Origin of the sequence: Pseudomonas sp. SH10-3B, from assembly GCF_019891415.1 — a bacterium.
GTDB lineage: Bacteria > Pseudomonadota > Gammaproteobacteria > Pseudomonadales > Pseudomonadaceae > Aquipseudomonas.
In genome coordinates, this window is the sequence record NZ_JAFLXD010000016.1 from 105,115 (window position 1) to 120,095 (window position 14,981).

Sequence of the window (14,981 nt, forward strand, 5' to 3'; positions counted from 1 at the left end):
GGAAGCAGGCGCTTGCATCCGAACGATTGTTCAGATCACCAGGGGCGAGTGAGTGCTGTGGAGTGAGGGGGTTATCGCGAGGGGTGACTCGGGCAGCGGGAGGTATGACTGGCGCTAAAAACGCCGCATGGGCGGTGCGCCATCGGATGTAACGCCCGTTGGTTTTGCCTGGCGCAAAATAAACGGTGGGAGCCGGCTTGTTCACGAAAGCGCTGGATCAGTCAATCATTCCGTTAACTGACACAGCGTATTCGCGAGCAAGCCCGCTCCCACCTTTAATCCTGCTTCGGCCGGAGATTATCTGCGGCGCGGACGACGCTGCTCGTCATCGGTACGAATTGGCACCGGCTGCAGCGGTGGCTCGATCAGGCCCAGCGCAACGCCGAGGTCATGGAGCCAGTTTTGAATTTTCTCTTTCATGGTTTGCCCCCTTTGAGGGTAATGCTGATAGGCGCAAGCTCTGTCGCCTTTTCCTACATTGATAGTAGCCCTAAGTCCTACGTATTGCTTGAACGAAACCACAACGAACTATTACTGAATTGATCCAAATCCTGTCGGATCGTTCAAGCAATTGCGCGTGCTTCATGCAGGAAATCTGCCCTGCCCTCTTGCTGCAGGTCGATCCATGCGTTGAGGTTAGCGCCGAGCATACCCTTTCGCCACATCAGCCAGGTGGTCGCAGTGGCAAAAGGCCCTGTCAGCGGATGAACGGACACGCTGTCCTTGCCCGGCAGGCTGTCGAGCATGGATTCGGCCATCAGCGCCACGCCTGAACCGGCGATGACGCAGGCGAGCATGCCTTGATAAGACTCGATCTCAATCGCCCGCCCCATGGCGACGTGCTCGTGGGAAAACCAGGTTTCCAGGCGCGTGCGGTAGGCGCAGCTGCGGCGGAAAGTGAACACCGAACGCCCAGCAACGTCCTGTGGTCCGCGCACGGGCGGGTGGTCGGCTTCACATATCAGTACCAGGCGTTCTTCGCACAGGACTACACCGTCCAACGAGGCGATAGTGATGGGCCCGTCCACAAAAGCAGCATCCAGGCGACCGGTAATCAACCCTTCGAGCAGTTCACCACTGGGCGCCGATTGCACCTGCAGGTTCACCATCGGATAAGCCTTGTGATAGCGCGCCAGCAGCTTCGGCAAATGCACCGCCGCCGTGCTGTACATGCTGCCCAGCACAAAATTGCCGGCCGGTTGCCCGCCTTGCACCGCACCGTGGGCTTCGTCATGCAAGGCCAACAGGCGAGTGCTGTAGTCCAGCAACACCTTGCCCGCCGGAGAAAGCTGCAAGCGCTGGCGCTCGCGCAGGAACAACTCCACGCCAAGCTGTTCCTCCATCTGCTTGAGCCGGGTCGACAAGTTCGACGGCACCCGATGCAGGCGTTCGGCAGCGCGGGTGATGGAGCCCTCTTCGGCCACGGCCTGGAAAATCCGCAATTGACTGAACTCCATACCTTTCTCCAAAACTGAACAAGTTACTCACTATTATTCATTTTTACAGAAAGTCAATGCGCTTTAGCCTGCAGGTATTCGCTTACCAGCAGGACACCTGAGCATGTCACCCCTGATCCGCTTACTCGCCAGCTTTATCGCCCTGATGATGGCCATGGGCATTGGCCGCTTCGCCCTTACCCCGCAAATGCCCCATCTGCTCAGCGAGGGCCAGATCGACCTGACCGACGCCGGGCTGATCGCCGCTGCCAACTACTTGGGCTACTTCATCGGTGCGGTGGATTCGATTTTTGCGCGCAGCCATCACCACGTGCGCGGTCGCCTGTACGGCGGGCTGTGGTTGTGTGTGTTGCTGACACTGGCGTCGTACTGGGCGCATGGTTTCTGGCCCCACTTGCTGTTGCGCTTCGGCACCGGCGTTGCGAGTGCCTGGGCATTGGTGATGATCACCAGCCTGAGCCAGCCGCTGGCGCTTGCCGCCGGGCGTGCACGCCTGGGCGCGCTGGTGTTCGCCGGGCCGGGGCTGGGGATTGTGTTGACCGGGTTACTGGCGCTGGGCTCCAACCTGTTGGGTCAAAACTCGGCAACGTTGTGGCTGATCTATGGTGTGGTGGCGCTGGTGATGCTACTGGCAGTCCTGCCCTTCCTCCCCCAGCCGTCCGCCGTCACTGCGCCTGTCGCAAGCCACGCCGACACGGCCAGCAACGGCAGCATTGCCCACCTGTGCTGGATCTATGTGTTGTTCGGCCTGGGCTACATCATTCCGGCGACGTTCCTGTCACAGATGGCCAGCGCGCAATTCAAGGGTGCCTGGCAGGCTGATCTGTTCTGGCCATGCTTTGGTTTGGCCGCGGCGATTGGCGTGGTGGTCGCAAGCCTGCGTCCCAAGGACCCGGACACCACCCGCCGCTGGTTGATGACCACGCTGTGGCTGCAAGCGGCCGGCGTATTCGCTTGCCTGCTGGGTAACGGTTGGGGTCTGGCGCTGGGGGTGATGCTGTGCGGTGCGCCATTCCTGGCCTGCATGCAGTTGGTGATGGCGCGCCTGCGGGAGATTGCCCCCCACGGCTATCAGCGCAACACCGGTCTGCTGACCGCCAGCTTTGCCATCGGCCAATTGAGTGGGCCGTTGCTGGCGTCGGTGAGCAGCCACCTGAGCGGTGGCCTGCAACCCGCGTTGGTGATCGCCGGTGCAGGCCTGTTGGTGGCGGGAGGGGTATTGGTCAACCCGCGACCAACGGTACCGGCGTGCGAAGCTGCTCTCGCCGCGCCAACATCAGGAAAAACAACCCACCCAGGAAGCAGCCGGTAAACCAGGCAAAGTTCGCCATGCCCTGCAACGCCGGGGTGAAGGTGATCGCGACACCCGCCAATGTAGCGGGCACCAGCGCCTTGACTGCCGTCCAGTTCACGCCGCCGTCGAAGTAATAGCGCCCGCTCGGGCTGTCATCGAACAGCGCGTCGACGTCGATCTTCTGTTTTTTGATCAGGTAGAAGTCCACCAGCAAAATCCCGAACAGCGGGCCGATAAAGGCCGCGAGAATGTCCAGGGTGTAGTGGATCATCAGCGGGTTGTTGAACAGGTTCCATGGGGTGATGAAGATCGAAGCCACAGCGGCGATCATGCCGCCGGCGCGCCAGCTGATTTTGCTCGGCGCGACGTTAGCAAAGTCAAACGCGGGGGACACGAAGTTGGCGACGATGTTGATGCCGATGGTGGCAGTCACAAATGCAAAAGCGCCAAGCAGCACCGCCATGCTGTTATCGATACGCGACACAGTGGCAATCGGGTCATGCAGCATTTCGCCAAACACCGGCAGGGTGCCCGAAACAATCACCACGGTCACCAGGGAGAACGCCAGGAAATTCACCGGCAGGCCCCAGAAGTTGCCGCGCCGCACATCCTGCATGCTGCGGCAGTAACGACTGAAATCACCGAAATTCAGGGTCGGCCCGGAAAAGTACGACACCACCAGCGCCGTCGCCACGATCACCTGACCGACCGCCTGCCAGCCCGACAGGGATTTTTCCGCCAGGGTAAAGCTGATATTCGCCCAACCCGCCTTCCACACGATCCAGCCGGCCAGGGCAAACATCACCGCATAAACCACCGGCCCCGCCCAATCAATAAAGCGGCGGATGGACTCCATGCCGGCCCAGAACACCGCAGCCTGCAGCACCCATAAACTGAGGAAACCAAACCAGCCCAGGTAGGACAGGCCGGCAAAATGCGGCTCTGCAAACACCGCCATCTGTGGGAAAAAGCGCAATACCACAATGATCAAGGCACTCGACGCCAGGTAGGTCTGAATCCCGTACCAGGCCACCGCAATCAAGCCGCGAATCACCGCGGGAATATTCGCACCGAACACACCAAACGCCAGCCGGCAGATTACTGGATAGGGCACGGCGGCCTGCTGGCTGGGCTTGGCCACCAGGTTGGCAATCAATTGCACGATGCAGATGCCCGCCAGCAAGGCAATCAACACCTGCCAACTGGCCAGCCCAAGGGCGAACAGACTGGCGGCGAACACATAGCCACCCACGCTGTGCACGTCACTCATCCAAAAGGCGAAGATGTTGTACCAGGTCCACTTTTGCGGCAGTGGGCCCAGGTCCTGGTTGTAAAGGCGTGGGCTGTAGCCTTTGGGCAATTGTTCGGTCATCGCTGGGCTCCTCGTAATACCGGCCTGCGCTTCCGTCACGGGTGTGCATACGGGAGGCGGCATGGTTTGTATACGAGACAGTCAGCAGAATGCGTGCCAATAGAACACAATCCCTCTGAAGCGGGGTTCCAAAGGGGTACGCAGGGGTTTATAGCAGCGAGCTGCGCTCAGCAACGGTGCAGATTAATCCTGTACACAATCAGCGGTGCACCCGATGTGCACACAGGTAGCCAACCGTGCAGCACATCGCGGTCAGGCAAGTGCCCCAGGCCATGTCCATCAACGCTAAAGCAGCGGACCAGCCTTGCAACGTGGCCCAGTTGCTCAGGTCATAGGTGCCGTAGGCCACCAGGCCCAGCATGGCGCCCATCCGCGCAGCGCGTTGCCAACTGGCGCTGGGCAAGACCACAAACACCACGCAACCGAGAACATACAAGAGATAGAACAGCGTTGCGGGCAACAGGCGAGGCTGATCGAGCATCAGCGGGCCCAGCAGGGATTTGTAGGTCGGGCCCATGAGGACGCCGAGCCACAAGCCGTCAAGGATAAGGAAGGCGAGCAAAGTGCCGAGGTAGGCGAACACAGACTTCTTGGACATTGATGCACCCTCTGTAGGAGCGAGCTTGCTCGCGAAAATATTCCAGGCGCATCACGGTGTCGGATGGGCCTTTTTCGCGAGCAAGCTCGCTCCTACAGGAGAGCAAAGTGAACTCAGCTTAGTTCAATGCGATCCGCGTGAATCACGATCTGGCCCTGCTTGTAGAGTGCACCGATAGCCTTCTTGAAGTTGCCTTTGCTCACGCCAAACAAGTTGCTGATCACGGCCGGGTCGCTCTTGTCGCTGACCGGCAGGCTACCGTTGTTTTCACGCAACTTGGCAAGGATCTTCGAGTTGAGGCTGGAGGCCGCTTCCTGGCCAACCGGTTGCAGGCTCAGGCTGATGTTGCCATCGGCGCGGATCTCTTTGATAAAGCCTTTCTCTTCCTTGCCCGGACGCAGGAACTTGAACACTTCGTTCTTGTGGATCAAGCCCCAGTGCTTGTTGTTGATGATCGCCTTGAAGCCCATGTCGGTGGCTTCGGCGACCAGCAGGTCGACCTCCTGGCCCACGACGTAGTTGGCCGGCGTCTTGTCCAGGTAGCGGTCAAGCCGTGCGGTAGCGGTGATGCGCTTGGTGTGCTTGTCGAGGTAGACGTGCACCACACAATATTCACCGGCGGTCATCTGACGTTTTTCTTCCGAGTACGGCAGCAACAGATCCTTTGGCAAACCCCAATCGAGGAATACGCCAATGCTGTTGACTTCCACCACTTTCAAACTGGCAAATTCGCCGACTTGAACTTTGGGTTTTTCGGTGGTGGCGATAAGTTTGTCATCGCTGTCCAGGTAAATGAAAACGTTAAGCCAGTCTTCATCTTCACTGGGAATATCTTTGGGGATATACCGATTAGGCAAGAGGATTTCGCCATCTTGCGCACCATCAAGGTACAAACCAAAGTTAGTGTGTTTAACCACTTGCAAGCTGTTGTAGCGCCCGACTAAAGCCATTTCCAATACCCTCATTGCGTGGGCGGCATTCTACCCGAGTTGCGTTTGCCACGCGCGTGCGCCTGAAAAATCGCGGGTTTGCCTGGCGTTTCTGTGGCACCGCCCCGCTCGTCCGATCATTCGGCTGAATTTTGCCAGCCCCCCGTGCCGGCTCACCCCGTGGTTTCGAGTTAAAACAGTAAGTTAGGGGCTAATTTCAAAGATAAACTTTGGCTGCTTTCAGCTGTTGCACTTATTCCCGGGGGATATTTACCAAGCAATTGTCAAGTATTTCCTGTACGATGCCTGGCCAAGTTAATTTTCTACAGGTTAGTGGCCGCCATGCGTGTAAAAGCATCCAATAGCAAAGCAAAGCCAGCTCCCGCCGTTGAAACCAGCGAATCGATCAACAGCCAGATTGCTGCTTTCCTCAAGTCCGGTGGCGAAATCCAGCAAATTGCCAAGGGCGTGAGCGGCCAGACTTTCGGCCCGTCCAAGCAGATCAGCCTGGGCAAGAAGTAACACCTGCGCAATACACCTGGTCCCTAAGCGTCTTGCCTTCAAGGCGCTAGGACTAGAGCAGATCCCCCCTCCCGACACACTCATTGCCGCGCTAATCGACGAACGGGCCTCGCTGCCTGGCATTCGCCGGTATCCTTGCACACGTCTAGCACGGGCATCTGCCCGACTTCCTCCGTTACCGCTCCTCGCTTTCCATGGAGTGACGCATGTTCAAATCCTGCATTTTCCTGGTCGGCGCCTTGGCAGCCAGCCCCCTCGCCGAAGCGCAGATCTTCCAGCGCGAATTGGGTGACTTCGACCTGAAATTGGGTACTACCCCCAGTCGCAGCATGGCCCAAGGGTTGGTCAAGCCTACCTCGCCGGGCAGTGACTCGTTCCATGGCGGGCTGGACCTGAGCCATAACAGTGGCCTGTATTTCGGTCAATTTTCACCGAACATGGGGCTATCCTCGGCCAGCACCCTCGAAGTCGACTCCTACATGGGGTTCAAGCATCCCTTCGACCAGACCCTGGGCTACGAAGTGGGCCTGATCCACTACAGCTACCCCAAGCTCAGCCCCCTCGACAGCCAGGAGTTCTACGGCGGCCTCAACCTGCTCGGCAATCGCTTCGGCGCCTCGTTCAGCAACGACCCGGACCGCCAGGACAGCACCCTGTTTGCCGATCTCGGCGGCACCCAGCCCTTCGGCATCGGCGTGAGCATGAAGTACACCACCCATCAACTCGGCACTCCGGCCTCGGTGGAAGGCGGCACTATCAGCAGCTTCAGCGACTGGTCGGTGCAGTTCTCCCGCGCCTGGAAAGGCATCGACCTGGACCTGATCTACAGCGATTCCAGCCTCAGCGGCGGCGATTGCTCGGCCTACTCCGGACACAATTCGCAATGCGATGGCCTGTTGACGTTAAAGGCGGCGCGGTCGTTTTATTGATGGGCTGAACTGTCGCGTGTGCCGAGGGTTCACATGCATTAATCCCCTCTGCGCAAGGACACGCCCATGCTGCATCGGCTCAAACTGCTGGTGGTATTCCTGACCCTGAGCCTGGTACTCGCCGGCTGCAACCGCGTAGGCCTGGCTTATCGCAACCTGGACGTGATCATCCCCTGGACCCTCAACGACTACCTGGACATGAACGCCGGGCAGAAGAGCTGGTTCAACGACAAACTCAAGGAACACCTGGCCTGGCATTGCACCACGCAATTGCCGGGTTACCTCGACTGGCTGGACCGCCTGCAAGAGATGGTCGACAACAACCAGGTCACCGATGCAGCGCTGCAAACCCGCACCGTCGAGGCCAAGCAGGCGATTGCCGAAGTGGCGCGGGAAATCACCCCGTCCGCGATTGAATTGTTACAGGGGCTGGATGACCAACAGGTCAACGACATGAACGATGCCCTGGCCAAGGACCTGCGCAAACGCCAGGACGAATACCTCAAGCCGCCGCTGGCCAAGCAGATCGAGGAGCGCGCCGCGCGCATGAGCAAGCGCCTGGATGCATGGATGGGGCCGCTCAGCGACAGTCAGAAGAACCGGGTCATGGCCTGGTCCACCAGCCTGGGCAAACAGAACGAGCAGTGGATCGGCAACCGCGCCAGCTGGCAGGCGCAATTTATCGACGCCGTGCGGCAACGCAACGCCCCCGATTTCCCGCAGAAAATCCAGCAATTGATGGTAGACCGCGAAAGCCTGTGGACACCGGAGTACCGCGCCGCGTATGCACAGACCGAAGCCGCAGCGCGCAGCCTGATCGTGGATTTGATGGCCGAAAGCACCGTGCAACAGCGCCAGAAACTGACGCAGAAAATCGACGGCGTACGCAGCGACTTCAAAGCACTCAAATGCCTGAAAGCCGCTGCGAACTAATGTGGGAGGGCTTGCTCCCACACTGGGTCAGCGTAGTGCCCGCTCAGGCAATCTGCGCCTTCGAAGCCACTTCGGAAAAGGTCGTCGGGTCCAGCGCATCGGCCTGCTCATCCAGTACCTGGCGTGGGTGATCATTGCCCGGGATCGAGCTGTCGATCAGCGCCAATAGCTGCGCACCCAGTGCGGTCAGAATGAAATTCTCACCATTGCCGCCTTCTTCCTCAGGCCGTGACTCAATAAACCCTCGCTTAAACAGCAGCGCTTCATAATCCGCAGCAGTTTTTTTCAACGCATCCAGGTTGCCGGTGGACTCGCCCGCCGTGGCCTTCTCGGCCGCCTCCTGCTCGGCGTATTTGCGCGGGGCAAAGCTGCCCTCGCCGTTCTGCACTTCGTGCAGCAGACGTTCGATCAGATCCCAGTTGTAAGTCGTCATCCTGATTCCTCCTGCAGGCCTAAGGAAAGTAGCCCGCCTGTAGGAGTGACCCTGCGCGCCTGTAGCCGTTCAGACCAACCGACGGGCGTCATTTCTCTGAACTTTCCAGACGTTCGCTACCTCAACTGAGCATCACCGCCAAGGAGGTCCGACCATGAAAACCCTGATGAACCTGGCCATCGCCGCCACGCTGCTCACCGCCCTGCCCATCTGGGCCTGCACTCCGGAAGAGGCCACCGCCAAGCGCGAGCAACTGGCCCAGGATGTGGCCAAACTCACCGAGCAGAACCCGACCAAGGCCAAGGAGATGAACGACGAGCTGCAGAAGATGGACCTGGATACTGAAAGCGCAGAGTTCCCTGACAAGTGCCAGCTGATCGACGCGCGGCTCAAGGAATTGAAAGAAGCTGCCGCCAAGGCTAAAAATTGAGGACATAAAAAAACCGGACAACGTCGTCCGGTTTTTTCACATCCCTGAAGCCTTACTCGGCAGCGGGTGCTTCTGGCTTGCGACGCTTGAGCGGCGCCATGCCGTCCTTGCTGACGAGCGACAGGTTGTCGGTCTTCGGCCGGTTGGCGATCTTGCGCTTGGTCGGCGACTTGGCACCGGCCTTTTTCTTCTCGCCCTTGGCGTCGGTCTTTTTCTTCTTCACGCCAACGGCCTTGCCCGACGCCTTGACCTTCTTCGGCCCGGTATAGGTGCCTTTGACTTCCTTGATGGTACGGCGCTCGAACGACTGCTTGAGGTAGCGCTCGATGCTCGACATCAGGTTCCAGTCGCCGTGGCAGATCAGCGAGATCGCCAGGCCCTCGTTGCCCGCGCGCCCGGTACGGCCGATACGGTGCACGTATTCGTCACCGCTGCGGGGCATGTCGAAGTTGATGACCATGTCCAGGCCATCCACATCCAGGCCGCGCGCGGCGACGTCGGTGGCGACCAGGATCTTCACGCCGCCGGCCTTGAGGCGGTCGATCGCCAGTTTGCGGTCCTTCTGGTCTTTCTCGCCGTGCAGCACGAACGCCTTGTAGTCCTGGGCCACCAGGCGACCATAGATGCGGTCGGCCGCAGCACGGGTGTTGGTGAACACGATGGCCTTCTGATAGGTCTCGTTGGCCAGCAACCAGTTAAGGATCTGTTCTTTATGCACGTTGTGGTCAGCGGTGACGATCTGCTGGCGCGTGGTGGCGTTCAGGTCGCTGACGTTGTTGACCTGCAGGTGCTCAGGGTTGTTCAGGACCTTGGCGACCATGTCGCGCAGGGTCGAGCCACCGGTGGTGGCGGAGAACAGCATGGTCTGCTGGCGATTCACGCATTCAGCCACCAGGCGCTGCACGTCGTCGGCGAAACCCATGTCGAGCATGCGGTCGGCTTCGTCGAGCACCAGTACTTCGACTTCCTTGAGGTCAAGGTTACCGGCGTTGAGTTGCTCGATCATGCGGCCAGGAGTACCGATCAGGATGTCCGGCACCTTGCGCAGCATGGCGGCCTGGACCTTGAAGTCTTCGCCACCGGTGATCAGGCCGGACTTGATGAAGGTGAACTGCGAGAAGCGCTCGACTTCCTTCAAGGTCTGCTGGGCCAGCTCGCGGGTTGGCAGCAGGATCAGGGTCTTGATGCTGACACGGACCTTGGCCGGGCCGATCAGGCGGTTAAGAATCGGCAGGACGAAAGCAGCGGTCTTGCCACTCCCGGTTTGAGCCGTCACCCGCAGGTCACGCCCTTCGAGCGCGAGCGGGATGGCCGCTGCTTGCACAGGCGTAGGCTCGACAAATTTTAGCTCGGCCACGGCTTTGAGCAGGCGTTCGTGCAGGGCGAATTGGGAAAACACGGGTGCTACCTCGAAGAAATACAAAAAATCAGCTGCATAGGGTACCGGTTTCGGGCGTCCAAACCGAGTGTCTTTACGCGAACGGCGCTAATCAGTTGCTTTTTTGTCAGGGTATTTGTCCACGGCATCAACTTTGTTGCACTTAAATGCTCTAATCGCGCCGTCTTGTCTTACAGAAGAATCGGTTTCATCCATGGATATCAAACAGCTCTGGCTCAACGTCCAAGACCTCTGGGGCGCCCTCGACGAACACCCGCTGCTGCACGCCAGCCTTGGTTTCCTGGTGTTGCTGGTGGTGGCCCTGCTGCTCGGACGGGTAGCACGTTACCTCATCCTCCACGCCGTCAAACTGCTCGGCCGGCAACCGGCCCTGCACTGGCTCAATGACCTGCGGCACAACAAAGTCTTTCACCGCCTGGCGCAGATGACGCCCTCGCTGGTGATCCAGTTCGGCCTGTACCTGGTGCCCGCGCTAAGCAAGACCGCCATCCTGTTTATCGGCAACGTGGCCCTGGCACTGACCATCCTGTTCCTGGTGCTGGCCATGAGCGCGCTGCTCAGCGCCCTGCTGGACATCTACGCCCGCACCGAACACGCGCGTACCCGCTCGATCAAGGGTTATGTGCAGTTGGCAAAGATGGTGCTGTTCGTGTTTGGCGCGATCATCATCGTCGCCACATTGATCGACCGTTCGCCACTGTTGCTGCTGTCAGGCCTGGGTGCGATGTCGGCGGTGATCCTGTTGGTCTACAAGGACACCCTGCTGTCGTTCGTCGCCAGTGTGCAGCTCACCAGCAACGACATGCTGCGCGTCGGCGACTGGATCGAAATGCCCCAGGTCGGCGCCGACGGCGACGTGGTGGATATCACCCTGCACACGGTCAAGGTGCAGAACTTCGACAAGACCATCGTCTCCATCCCCACCTGGCGCCTGATGTCCGAGTCGTTCAAGAACTGGCGCGGCATGCAGGCCTCCGGTGGACGACGCATCAAGCGCAGCCTGTACATCGACGCTAGTGGCGTACGCTTTTTGCGCGACGATGAGGAAGTGCGCATGACCCAGGTGCACCTGCTCACCGACTACATCGGGCGCAAGCAGGCCGAACTCAAAGCTTGGAACGAAGCCCAGGGCCACAGCGCACAACTGTCGGCCAACCGCCGCCGCATGACCAACCTCGGCACCTTCCGTGCGTATGCCCTGGCCTACCTCAAAAGCCATCCGGATATCCAGCCGAACATGACCTGCATGGTGCGCCAGATGCAAACCACCGCCGAGGGCGTGCCGCTGGAGATCTACTGCTTCACCCGCACCACCGTGTGGGCTGATTACGAGCGGATCCAGGGCGACATTTTCGACTACCTGCTCGCCGTGTTGCCGGAGTTTGGACTGAACCTGTACCAGCAACCCAGTGGCACCGATTTGCGCACCGGGATACTGGCACTGAGCCAAAACACCCAAGCCTCACAGACGCTGCCGAGCTGATAACGATACCGGCGAGGGGCTGCCAAGCGCCTCGCCGCAACGCGTGACAAGCGCTGGAACAGCAGTCATCCAAACACCCCGATAAAACGGCAAGTTCACCTGCAACTTGAGCCGGCGCTGGCGCACGTCCCGATAAAAGCCAGCAACTATGTGTAGCCGTTGCTGGCGAGTAATCAAACGGCTCGCCCCATAAGGAAAATTCTTCCTACGCCTTTAGTGAATTTCACTACTTGCGCGCACTATTTCTAATCTGTTTTAAAAAAAACCAACGCCTTAGCATCTGGCCATCGAACAACGCCAGCAAAAGGCTATCCCTCATGTTATGGACAACCCAGCTTTCCGATAATGCAGCAGACTTCGTATTAAGTTCGAATGCCGAAGCACTGACCCACTACTGTGGTGCTGCTGCCTTTGCTCAACCCACTGATTTTTATAGCCAAGGCCCCTATCAGCGGCCTTCCCGGCCGCAGGATGTGACCGATTCAATTATCAGCACCTGCCTGACCAGCGATCAACTTTCAAACAGTCAGCATCTGCTGGCGCAACGCTTGTTATTGAATATCTACGAGCAGGACCTGGTGTTCTTGCCCAAGCCACCATTGGAATTGGATCTCAAGGCATTCAAACTTTTCTATGATCCGCAACATGCCGCCAGTGGCAAAAAGATCCGCCCGTTACTGGAACACTACTTGTACAACTGGCTCAAGGAAGAAGTGCATATCAACGGCCCTTGGTGCCTGGACTCCTTTATCGCCCACACCGACAAAGTATTGGAGGACGTTGCCCAGGCCGAGTCCAAACTTCACGAAGTGCTGACCACCAGCCGTCACCCCGAACGTGCCGCGCGTTTTTTCATGACCCAATGCGCGGGGGACTTTCTCAGTGAAGCCTCGGCCATGGCGCGTAATGTCCTGGGCAACTGTGGTGTGTACACCAGCGAATTGTTCAAGATCCTGATCGACGAGTACGGCTACGGCGTCGACAAAAAGAAGCACAGCACCATTTTTGAAGACATGCTCAAGGGCATGGACATGTCACATCACGTGCACCATTACTGGCAGTTCTATACGCCGGCGTCGCTGTCGCTGACCAACTACTTCCACTACGTATCGGCCAACCATGGCGAGCTGTTCCGCTATATCGGTGCCATGTACTACACCGAAGCCACATTGGCGCTGACGACCAAGCACCAGTCACGCGCGATCAAGACGATCTTCAACGACACCGTCTCCACCGAGTACTTCGATGAGCATGCGCACATCGATGTGCACCACGGCAGGATGGCCCTCCAGCGCCTGATCATTCCGATGATCAAGCAGTTCGGCAACAAGATCATCCCCGACCTTATTCGCGGTTTTGAAGAGTTCAAGCTCCTTCAGGACATCGCCGACGAAGAACTGTATGCCCATATCAAATGGCATGACGAGATCGATGAGCATCGCGCACAGGCTGCGGCGCTCCACGGCCGCAAGCCGGTAGACCTGACGATTACCGAGCCCGAACACGAACTTTCGGTGCTGCACACCCACCCGAATGACGAACTGTTCTGGGTCGAATCAGGCGAGCTGGATTTTATCGCCAGCCCCGAACTGACCCTGCGCCTCAAGGCCGGCGAAGGCGTGGTGATTCCCAAGGGAATGCTGCATGGCACCCGCATCGCCAGCCCGTCCTGCACGTACACCGTCACCGCCATCTGAGTGGGCAACCCAATGAAAGCGATCAGCCTGAATCTCACCCACGCCAACTATGTGGCCGTAGAGGAAAGAACCTACTTTCTCAAGCGCCACGCGTATTCGACGCAATTGCTGCCCACCGCGTGCCCCCATCGTGGCGGCCCGCTGCACATGGGCGAAGTAACAGGCGACGGCCAAAGCGTGATCTGCCCCTGGCACGACAACGCCTACAAGGTCTGCAACCTGGAAAAGAAAGCACTGCCCACCGTGCGCGTCAGAAACCAGATCAGCACCGTCGTCGGCGACACCGAGCGCTGTGTGCCGCTGCTTAAAATCTCCCGTTACGACTGATGAAGCCCATGAATACTAAATCGACCCTGACCGCGTTCTACTCAATCGTGACCCTCTTCACCGGCCTCGACATGGCGATTGTCATCGCGATGGTCTGGTTCGGCCTGGAGACGACCGGCTCGACATTCCTGGTCGGCGCCACCTTGTGCGTGGCGACCGTGGTGCCCTATTTGTGCGAGCAGTACATCGGCAAGTTCTTTACGATTGAACTCAGCCTGAAACGGCTGCTGTACATTCGCCTGGCGGCCTTCGCCGCAGTACTGGGGCTGTCGTTCACACAGGCCGCTTTGCTACCGATCGGCTTCCTGGCGATCGCCTTTGTGGTGGGCGTCACCGACTACTTCACCATCAGTACCCTGGAATCGAAAAATACCAAGCTGGTGCTGGCTGGCCTTACCGACAGCGACACCTGCGCGCGGTTGATGCAGACCTCCATCCAGATCGGTGCCTTCGGCGGTGCGCTCCTGGGCGGGTTGATCGTGGATGTGTTTTCGGTCAACCAGACCCTGCAGATCATCAGCCTGGCGGCGATTCTCTCGTTGGCGGCCATCCTCCTGGTGGCCGATAGCCCCAACGAACACGCCGCTGAACAGGCCACCGGCGCCTCCACTGCGCGGCCGCTGGACCTGCCGCGAAACCTCTACATCCTGATCATCGTGTTGAGCATGATCGGTTTCCATATCGGTGCGTTCAACAGCCTGGTGCCGATCGTTTTTCAAAAGCTCAATGAGTGGAATGCCACCCTGTTTGGCGTCGCCAGTGGCCTGGCAGGCCTGGGAGCCTTCAGCGCCGCCGTGCTGCCGCGCATCAAGCTCAACAGCTACGGGGCGATCTCCCTGGTGATACTGGCGGACGTGGCAATCGTCTACTTCCAGAACCTCTACGTGATGATGGCTGCGGCGTTCCTGCTGGGTTTTTGCATCAACAGCCTGCGGATTCAGTTGCGTAAAACCCTGATCGAGTCAGCGCCCAACGCCCGGGTCGCCGACGTGATCGCAGCCAAAAGTTCGCTCTACTACCTGCTGGTCAGTGGCTCGGCCCCCATGATCCTGACGTTCTTCACCACCTCAGGGTTTCTCGGGCTCGAAGGCGCACGCCTGCTGATGATCGTTTCCGCCGGCCTGTTGGCCACTGCCGTCCTGGCGTGGAACCTGACCCCGGCCGCCGCCCCCGCCGCC

At 59.0% G+C, this 14,981-nt stretch carries 16 protein-coding genes; 9 read left to right on the forward strand and 7 right to left on the reverse strand.

The window, feature by feature from the left end:
- Positions 1 to 297 precede the first annotated feature (297 nt).
- Positions 298 to 420, reverse strand: coding sequence for a PA1414 family protein (locus tag J1G35_RS30945; RefSeq protein WP_003193089.1), 123 nt, complete (start codon positions 418 to 420; stop codon positions 298 to 300).
- Between the two features lie 143 nt (positions 421 to 563).
- Positions 564 to 1,457, reverse strand: a complete 894-nt coding sequence (locus tag J1G35_RS14675; protein WP_053133053.1) for a LysR family transcriptional regulator — start codon at positions 1,455 to 1,457, stop codon at positions 564 to 566.
- 103 nt (positions 1,458 to 1,560) lie between these two features.
- Between J1G35_RS14675 and J1G35_RS14680 the strand changes: the two genes are divergently transcribed.
- On the forward strand, positions 1,561 to 2,769 hold the full coding sequence (locus tag J1G35_RS14680; protein WP_223015272.1) for an MFS transporter: 1,209 nt from the start codon (positions 1,561 to 1,563) through the stop codon (positions 2,767 to 2,769).
- Here the strand turns inward: J1G35_RS14680 and J1G35_RS14685 are convergent.
- From J1G35_RS14685 to J1G35_RS14695, 3 genes are all read right to left on the reverse strand, one after another.
- Positions 2,681 to 4,123 carry an NCS1 family nucleobase:cation symporter-1 gene (locus tag J1G35_RS14685; RefSeq protein ID WP_223015273.1) on the reverse strand — a complete coding sequence of 481 codons (1,443 nt, stop codon included), beginning with the start codon at positions 4,121 to 4,123 and terminating at the stop codon, positions 2,681 to 2,683. The genes J1G35_RS14680 and J1G35_RS14685 overlap by 89 nt on opposite strands.
- A gap of 199 nt (positions 4,124 to 4,322) precedes the next feature.
- Positions 4,323 to 4,721 (reverse strand): DUF2177 family protein, encoded by a 399-nt coding sequence (locus tag J1G35_RS14690; protein WP_223015274.1) that lies wholly within the window; start codon positions 4,719 to 4,721, stop codon positions 4,323 to 4,325.
- 113 nt (positions 4,722 to 4,834) lie between these two features.
- Positions 4,835 to 5,671 carry a S1-like domain-containing RNA-binding protein gene (locus tag J1G35_RS14695; protein WP_053133042.1) on the reverse strand — a complete coding sequence of 279 codons (837 nt, stop codon included), beginning with the start codon at positions 5,669 to 5,671 and terminating at the stop codon, positions 4,835 to 4,837.
- 321 nt (positions 5,672 to 5,992) lie between these two features.
- Here J1G35_RS14695 and J1G35_RS14700 point away from each other — a divergent pair, with 321 nt between their 5' ends.
- The 3 genes from J1G35_RS14700 to J1G35_RS14710 all read left to right on the forward strand — a co-directional run bounded on the left by J1G35_RS14700 (position 5,993) and on the right by J1G35_RS14710 (position 8,034).
- Positions 5,993 to 6,172, forward strand: coding sequence for a hypothetical protein (locus J1G35_RS14700; RefSeq protein ID WP_003193095.1), 180 nt, complete (start codon positions 5,993 to 5,995; stop codon positions 6,170 to 6,172).
- Between the two features lie 206 nt (positions 6,173 to 6,378).
- Positions 6,379 to 7,101 (forward strand): TorF family putative porin, encoded by a 723-nt coding sequence (locus J1G35_RS14705; RefSeq protein ID WP_053133040.1) that lies wholly within the window; start codon positions 6,379 to 6,381, stop codon positions 7,099 to 7,101.
- Positions 7,102 to 7,167: 66 nt separating this feature from the next.
- Complete coding sequence (locus J1G35_RS14710) at positions 7,168 to 8,034, forward strand: DUF6279 family lipoprotein (RefSeq protein WP_223015275.1); 867 nt, start codon at positions 7,168 to 7,170, stop codon at positions 8,032 to 8,034.
- 43 nt (positions 8,035 to 8,077) lie between these two features.
- On the opposite strand, the gene J1G35_RS14715 is transcribed toward J1G35_RS14710, so the two are convergent.
- Positions 8,078 to 8,467, reverse strand: coding sequence for a transcriptional regulator (locus J1G35_RS14715; RefSeq protein ID WP_223015276.1), 390 nt, complete (start codon positions 8,465 to 8,467; stop codon positions 8,078 to 8,080).
- 154 nt (positions 8,468 to 8,621) lie between these two features.
- Here J1G35_RS14715 and J1G35_RS14720 point away from each other — a divergent pair, with 154 nt between their 5' ends.
- Positions 8,622 to 8,897, forward strand: coding sequence for a hypothetical protein (locus J1G35_RS14720; protein WP_223015277.1), 276 nt, complete (start codon positions 8,622 to 8,624; stop codon positions 8,895 to 8,897).
- A gap of 52 nt (positions 8,898 to 8,949) precedes the next feature.
- Here the strand turns inward: J1G35_RS14720 and J1G35_RS14725 are convergent, their stop codons facing one another.
- Positions 8,950 to 10,296, reverse strand: coding sequence for a DEAD/DEAH box helicase (locus tag J1G35_RS14725; RefSeq protein ID WP_223015278.1), 1,347 nt, complete (start codon positions 10,294 to 10,296; stop codon positions 8,950 to 8,952).
- Between the two features lie 193 nt (positions 10,297 to 10,489).
- Here J1G35_RS14725 and J1G35_RS14730 point away from each other — a divergent pair, with 193 nt between their 5' ends.
- The 4 genes from J1G35_RS14730 to J1G35_RS14745 all read left to right on the forward strand — a co-directional run.
- Entirely contained in the window at positions 10,490 to 11,779 is a 1,290-nt protein-coding gene (locus J1G35_RS14730; RefSeq protein WP_053133025.1) for a mechanosensitive ion channel family protein, read from the forward strand.
- A 473-nt stretch (positions 11,780 to 12,252) separates the two neighbouring features.
- The gene (locus J1G35_RS14735) at positions 12,253 to 13,476 is read left to right on the forward strand and encodes an iron-containing redox enzyme family protein (RefSeq protein WP_347709453.1); all 1,224 of its coding nucleotides are present in this window, start codon (positions 12,253 to 12,255) and stop codon (positions 13,474 to 13,476) included.
- Between the two features lie 12 nt (positions 13,477 to 13,488).
- Entirely contained in the window at positions 13,489 to 13,803 is a 315-nt protein-coding gene (locus tag J1G35_RS14740) for a Rieske 2Fe-2S domain-containing protein (RefSeq protein ID WP_053133022.1), read from the forward strand.
- An 8-nt stretch (positions 13,804 to 13,811) separates the two neighbouring features.
- On the forward strand, positions 13,812 to 14,981 hold a 1,170-nt coding region (locus J1G35_RS14745), incomplete at its 3' end, for an MFS transporter (RefSeq protein WP_223015279.1).

Excerpts from the sequence above, each read along its gene's own strand:
- J1G35_RS30945 (WP_003193089.1), bottom strand. The coding sequence starts at position 420 with ATGAAAGAGAAAATTCAAAACTGGCTCCATGACCTCGGCGTTGCGCTG.
- J1G35_RS14675 (WP_053133053.1), bottom strand. The coding sequence starts at position 1,457 with ATGGAGTTCAGTCAATTGCGGATTTTCCAGGCCGTGGCCGAAGAGGGC.
- J1G35_RS14680 (WP_223015272.1), top strand. The coding sequence starts at position 1,561 with ATGTCACCCCTGATCCGCTTACTCGCCAGCTTTATCGCCCTGATGATG.
- J1G35_RS14685 (WP_223015273.1), bottom strand. The coding sequence starts at position 4,123 with ATGACCGAACAATTGCCCAAAGGCTACAGCCCACGCCTTTACAACCAG.
- J1G35_RS14690 (WP_223015274.1), bottom strand. The coding sequence starts at position 4,721 with ATGTCCAAGAAGTCTGTGTTCGCCTACCTCGGCACTTTGCTCGCCTTC.
- J1G35_RS14695 (WP_053133042.1), bottom strand. The coding sequence starts at position 5,671 with ATGGCTTTAGTCGGGCGCTACAACAGCTTGCAAGTGGTTAAACACACT.
- J1G35_RS14700 (WP_003193095.1), top strand. The coding sequence starts at position 5,993 with ATGCGTGTAAAAGCATCCAATAGCAAAGCAAAGCCAGCTCCCGCCGTT.
- J1G35_RS14705 (WP_053133040.1), top strand. The coding sequence starts at position 6,379 with ATGTTCAAATCCTGCATTTTCCTGGTCGGCGCCTTGGCAGCCAGCCCC.
- J1G35_RS14710 (WP_223015275.1), top strand. The coding sequence starts at position 7,168 with ATGCTGCATCGGCTCAAACTGCTGGTGGTATTCCTGACCCTGAGCCTG.
- J1G35_RS14715 (WP_223015276.1), bottom strand. The coding sequence starts at position 8,467 with ATGACGACTTACAACTGGGATCTGATCGAACGTCTGCTGCACGAAGTG.
- J1G35_RS14720 (WP_223015277.1), top strand. The coding sequence starts at position 8,622 with ATGAAAACCCTGATGAACCTGGCCATCGCCGCCACGCTGCTCACCGCC.
- J1G35_RS14730 (WP_053133025.1), top strand. The coding sequence starts at position 10,490 with ATGGATATCAAACAGCTCTGGCTCAACGTCCAAGACCTCTGGGGCGCC.
- J1G35_RS14740 (WP_053133022.1), top strand. The coding sequence starts at position 13,489 with ATGAAAGCGATCAGCCTGAATCTCACCCACGCCAACTATGTGGCCGTA.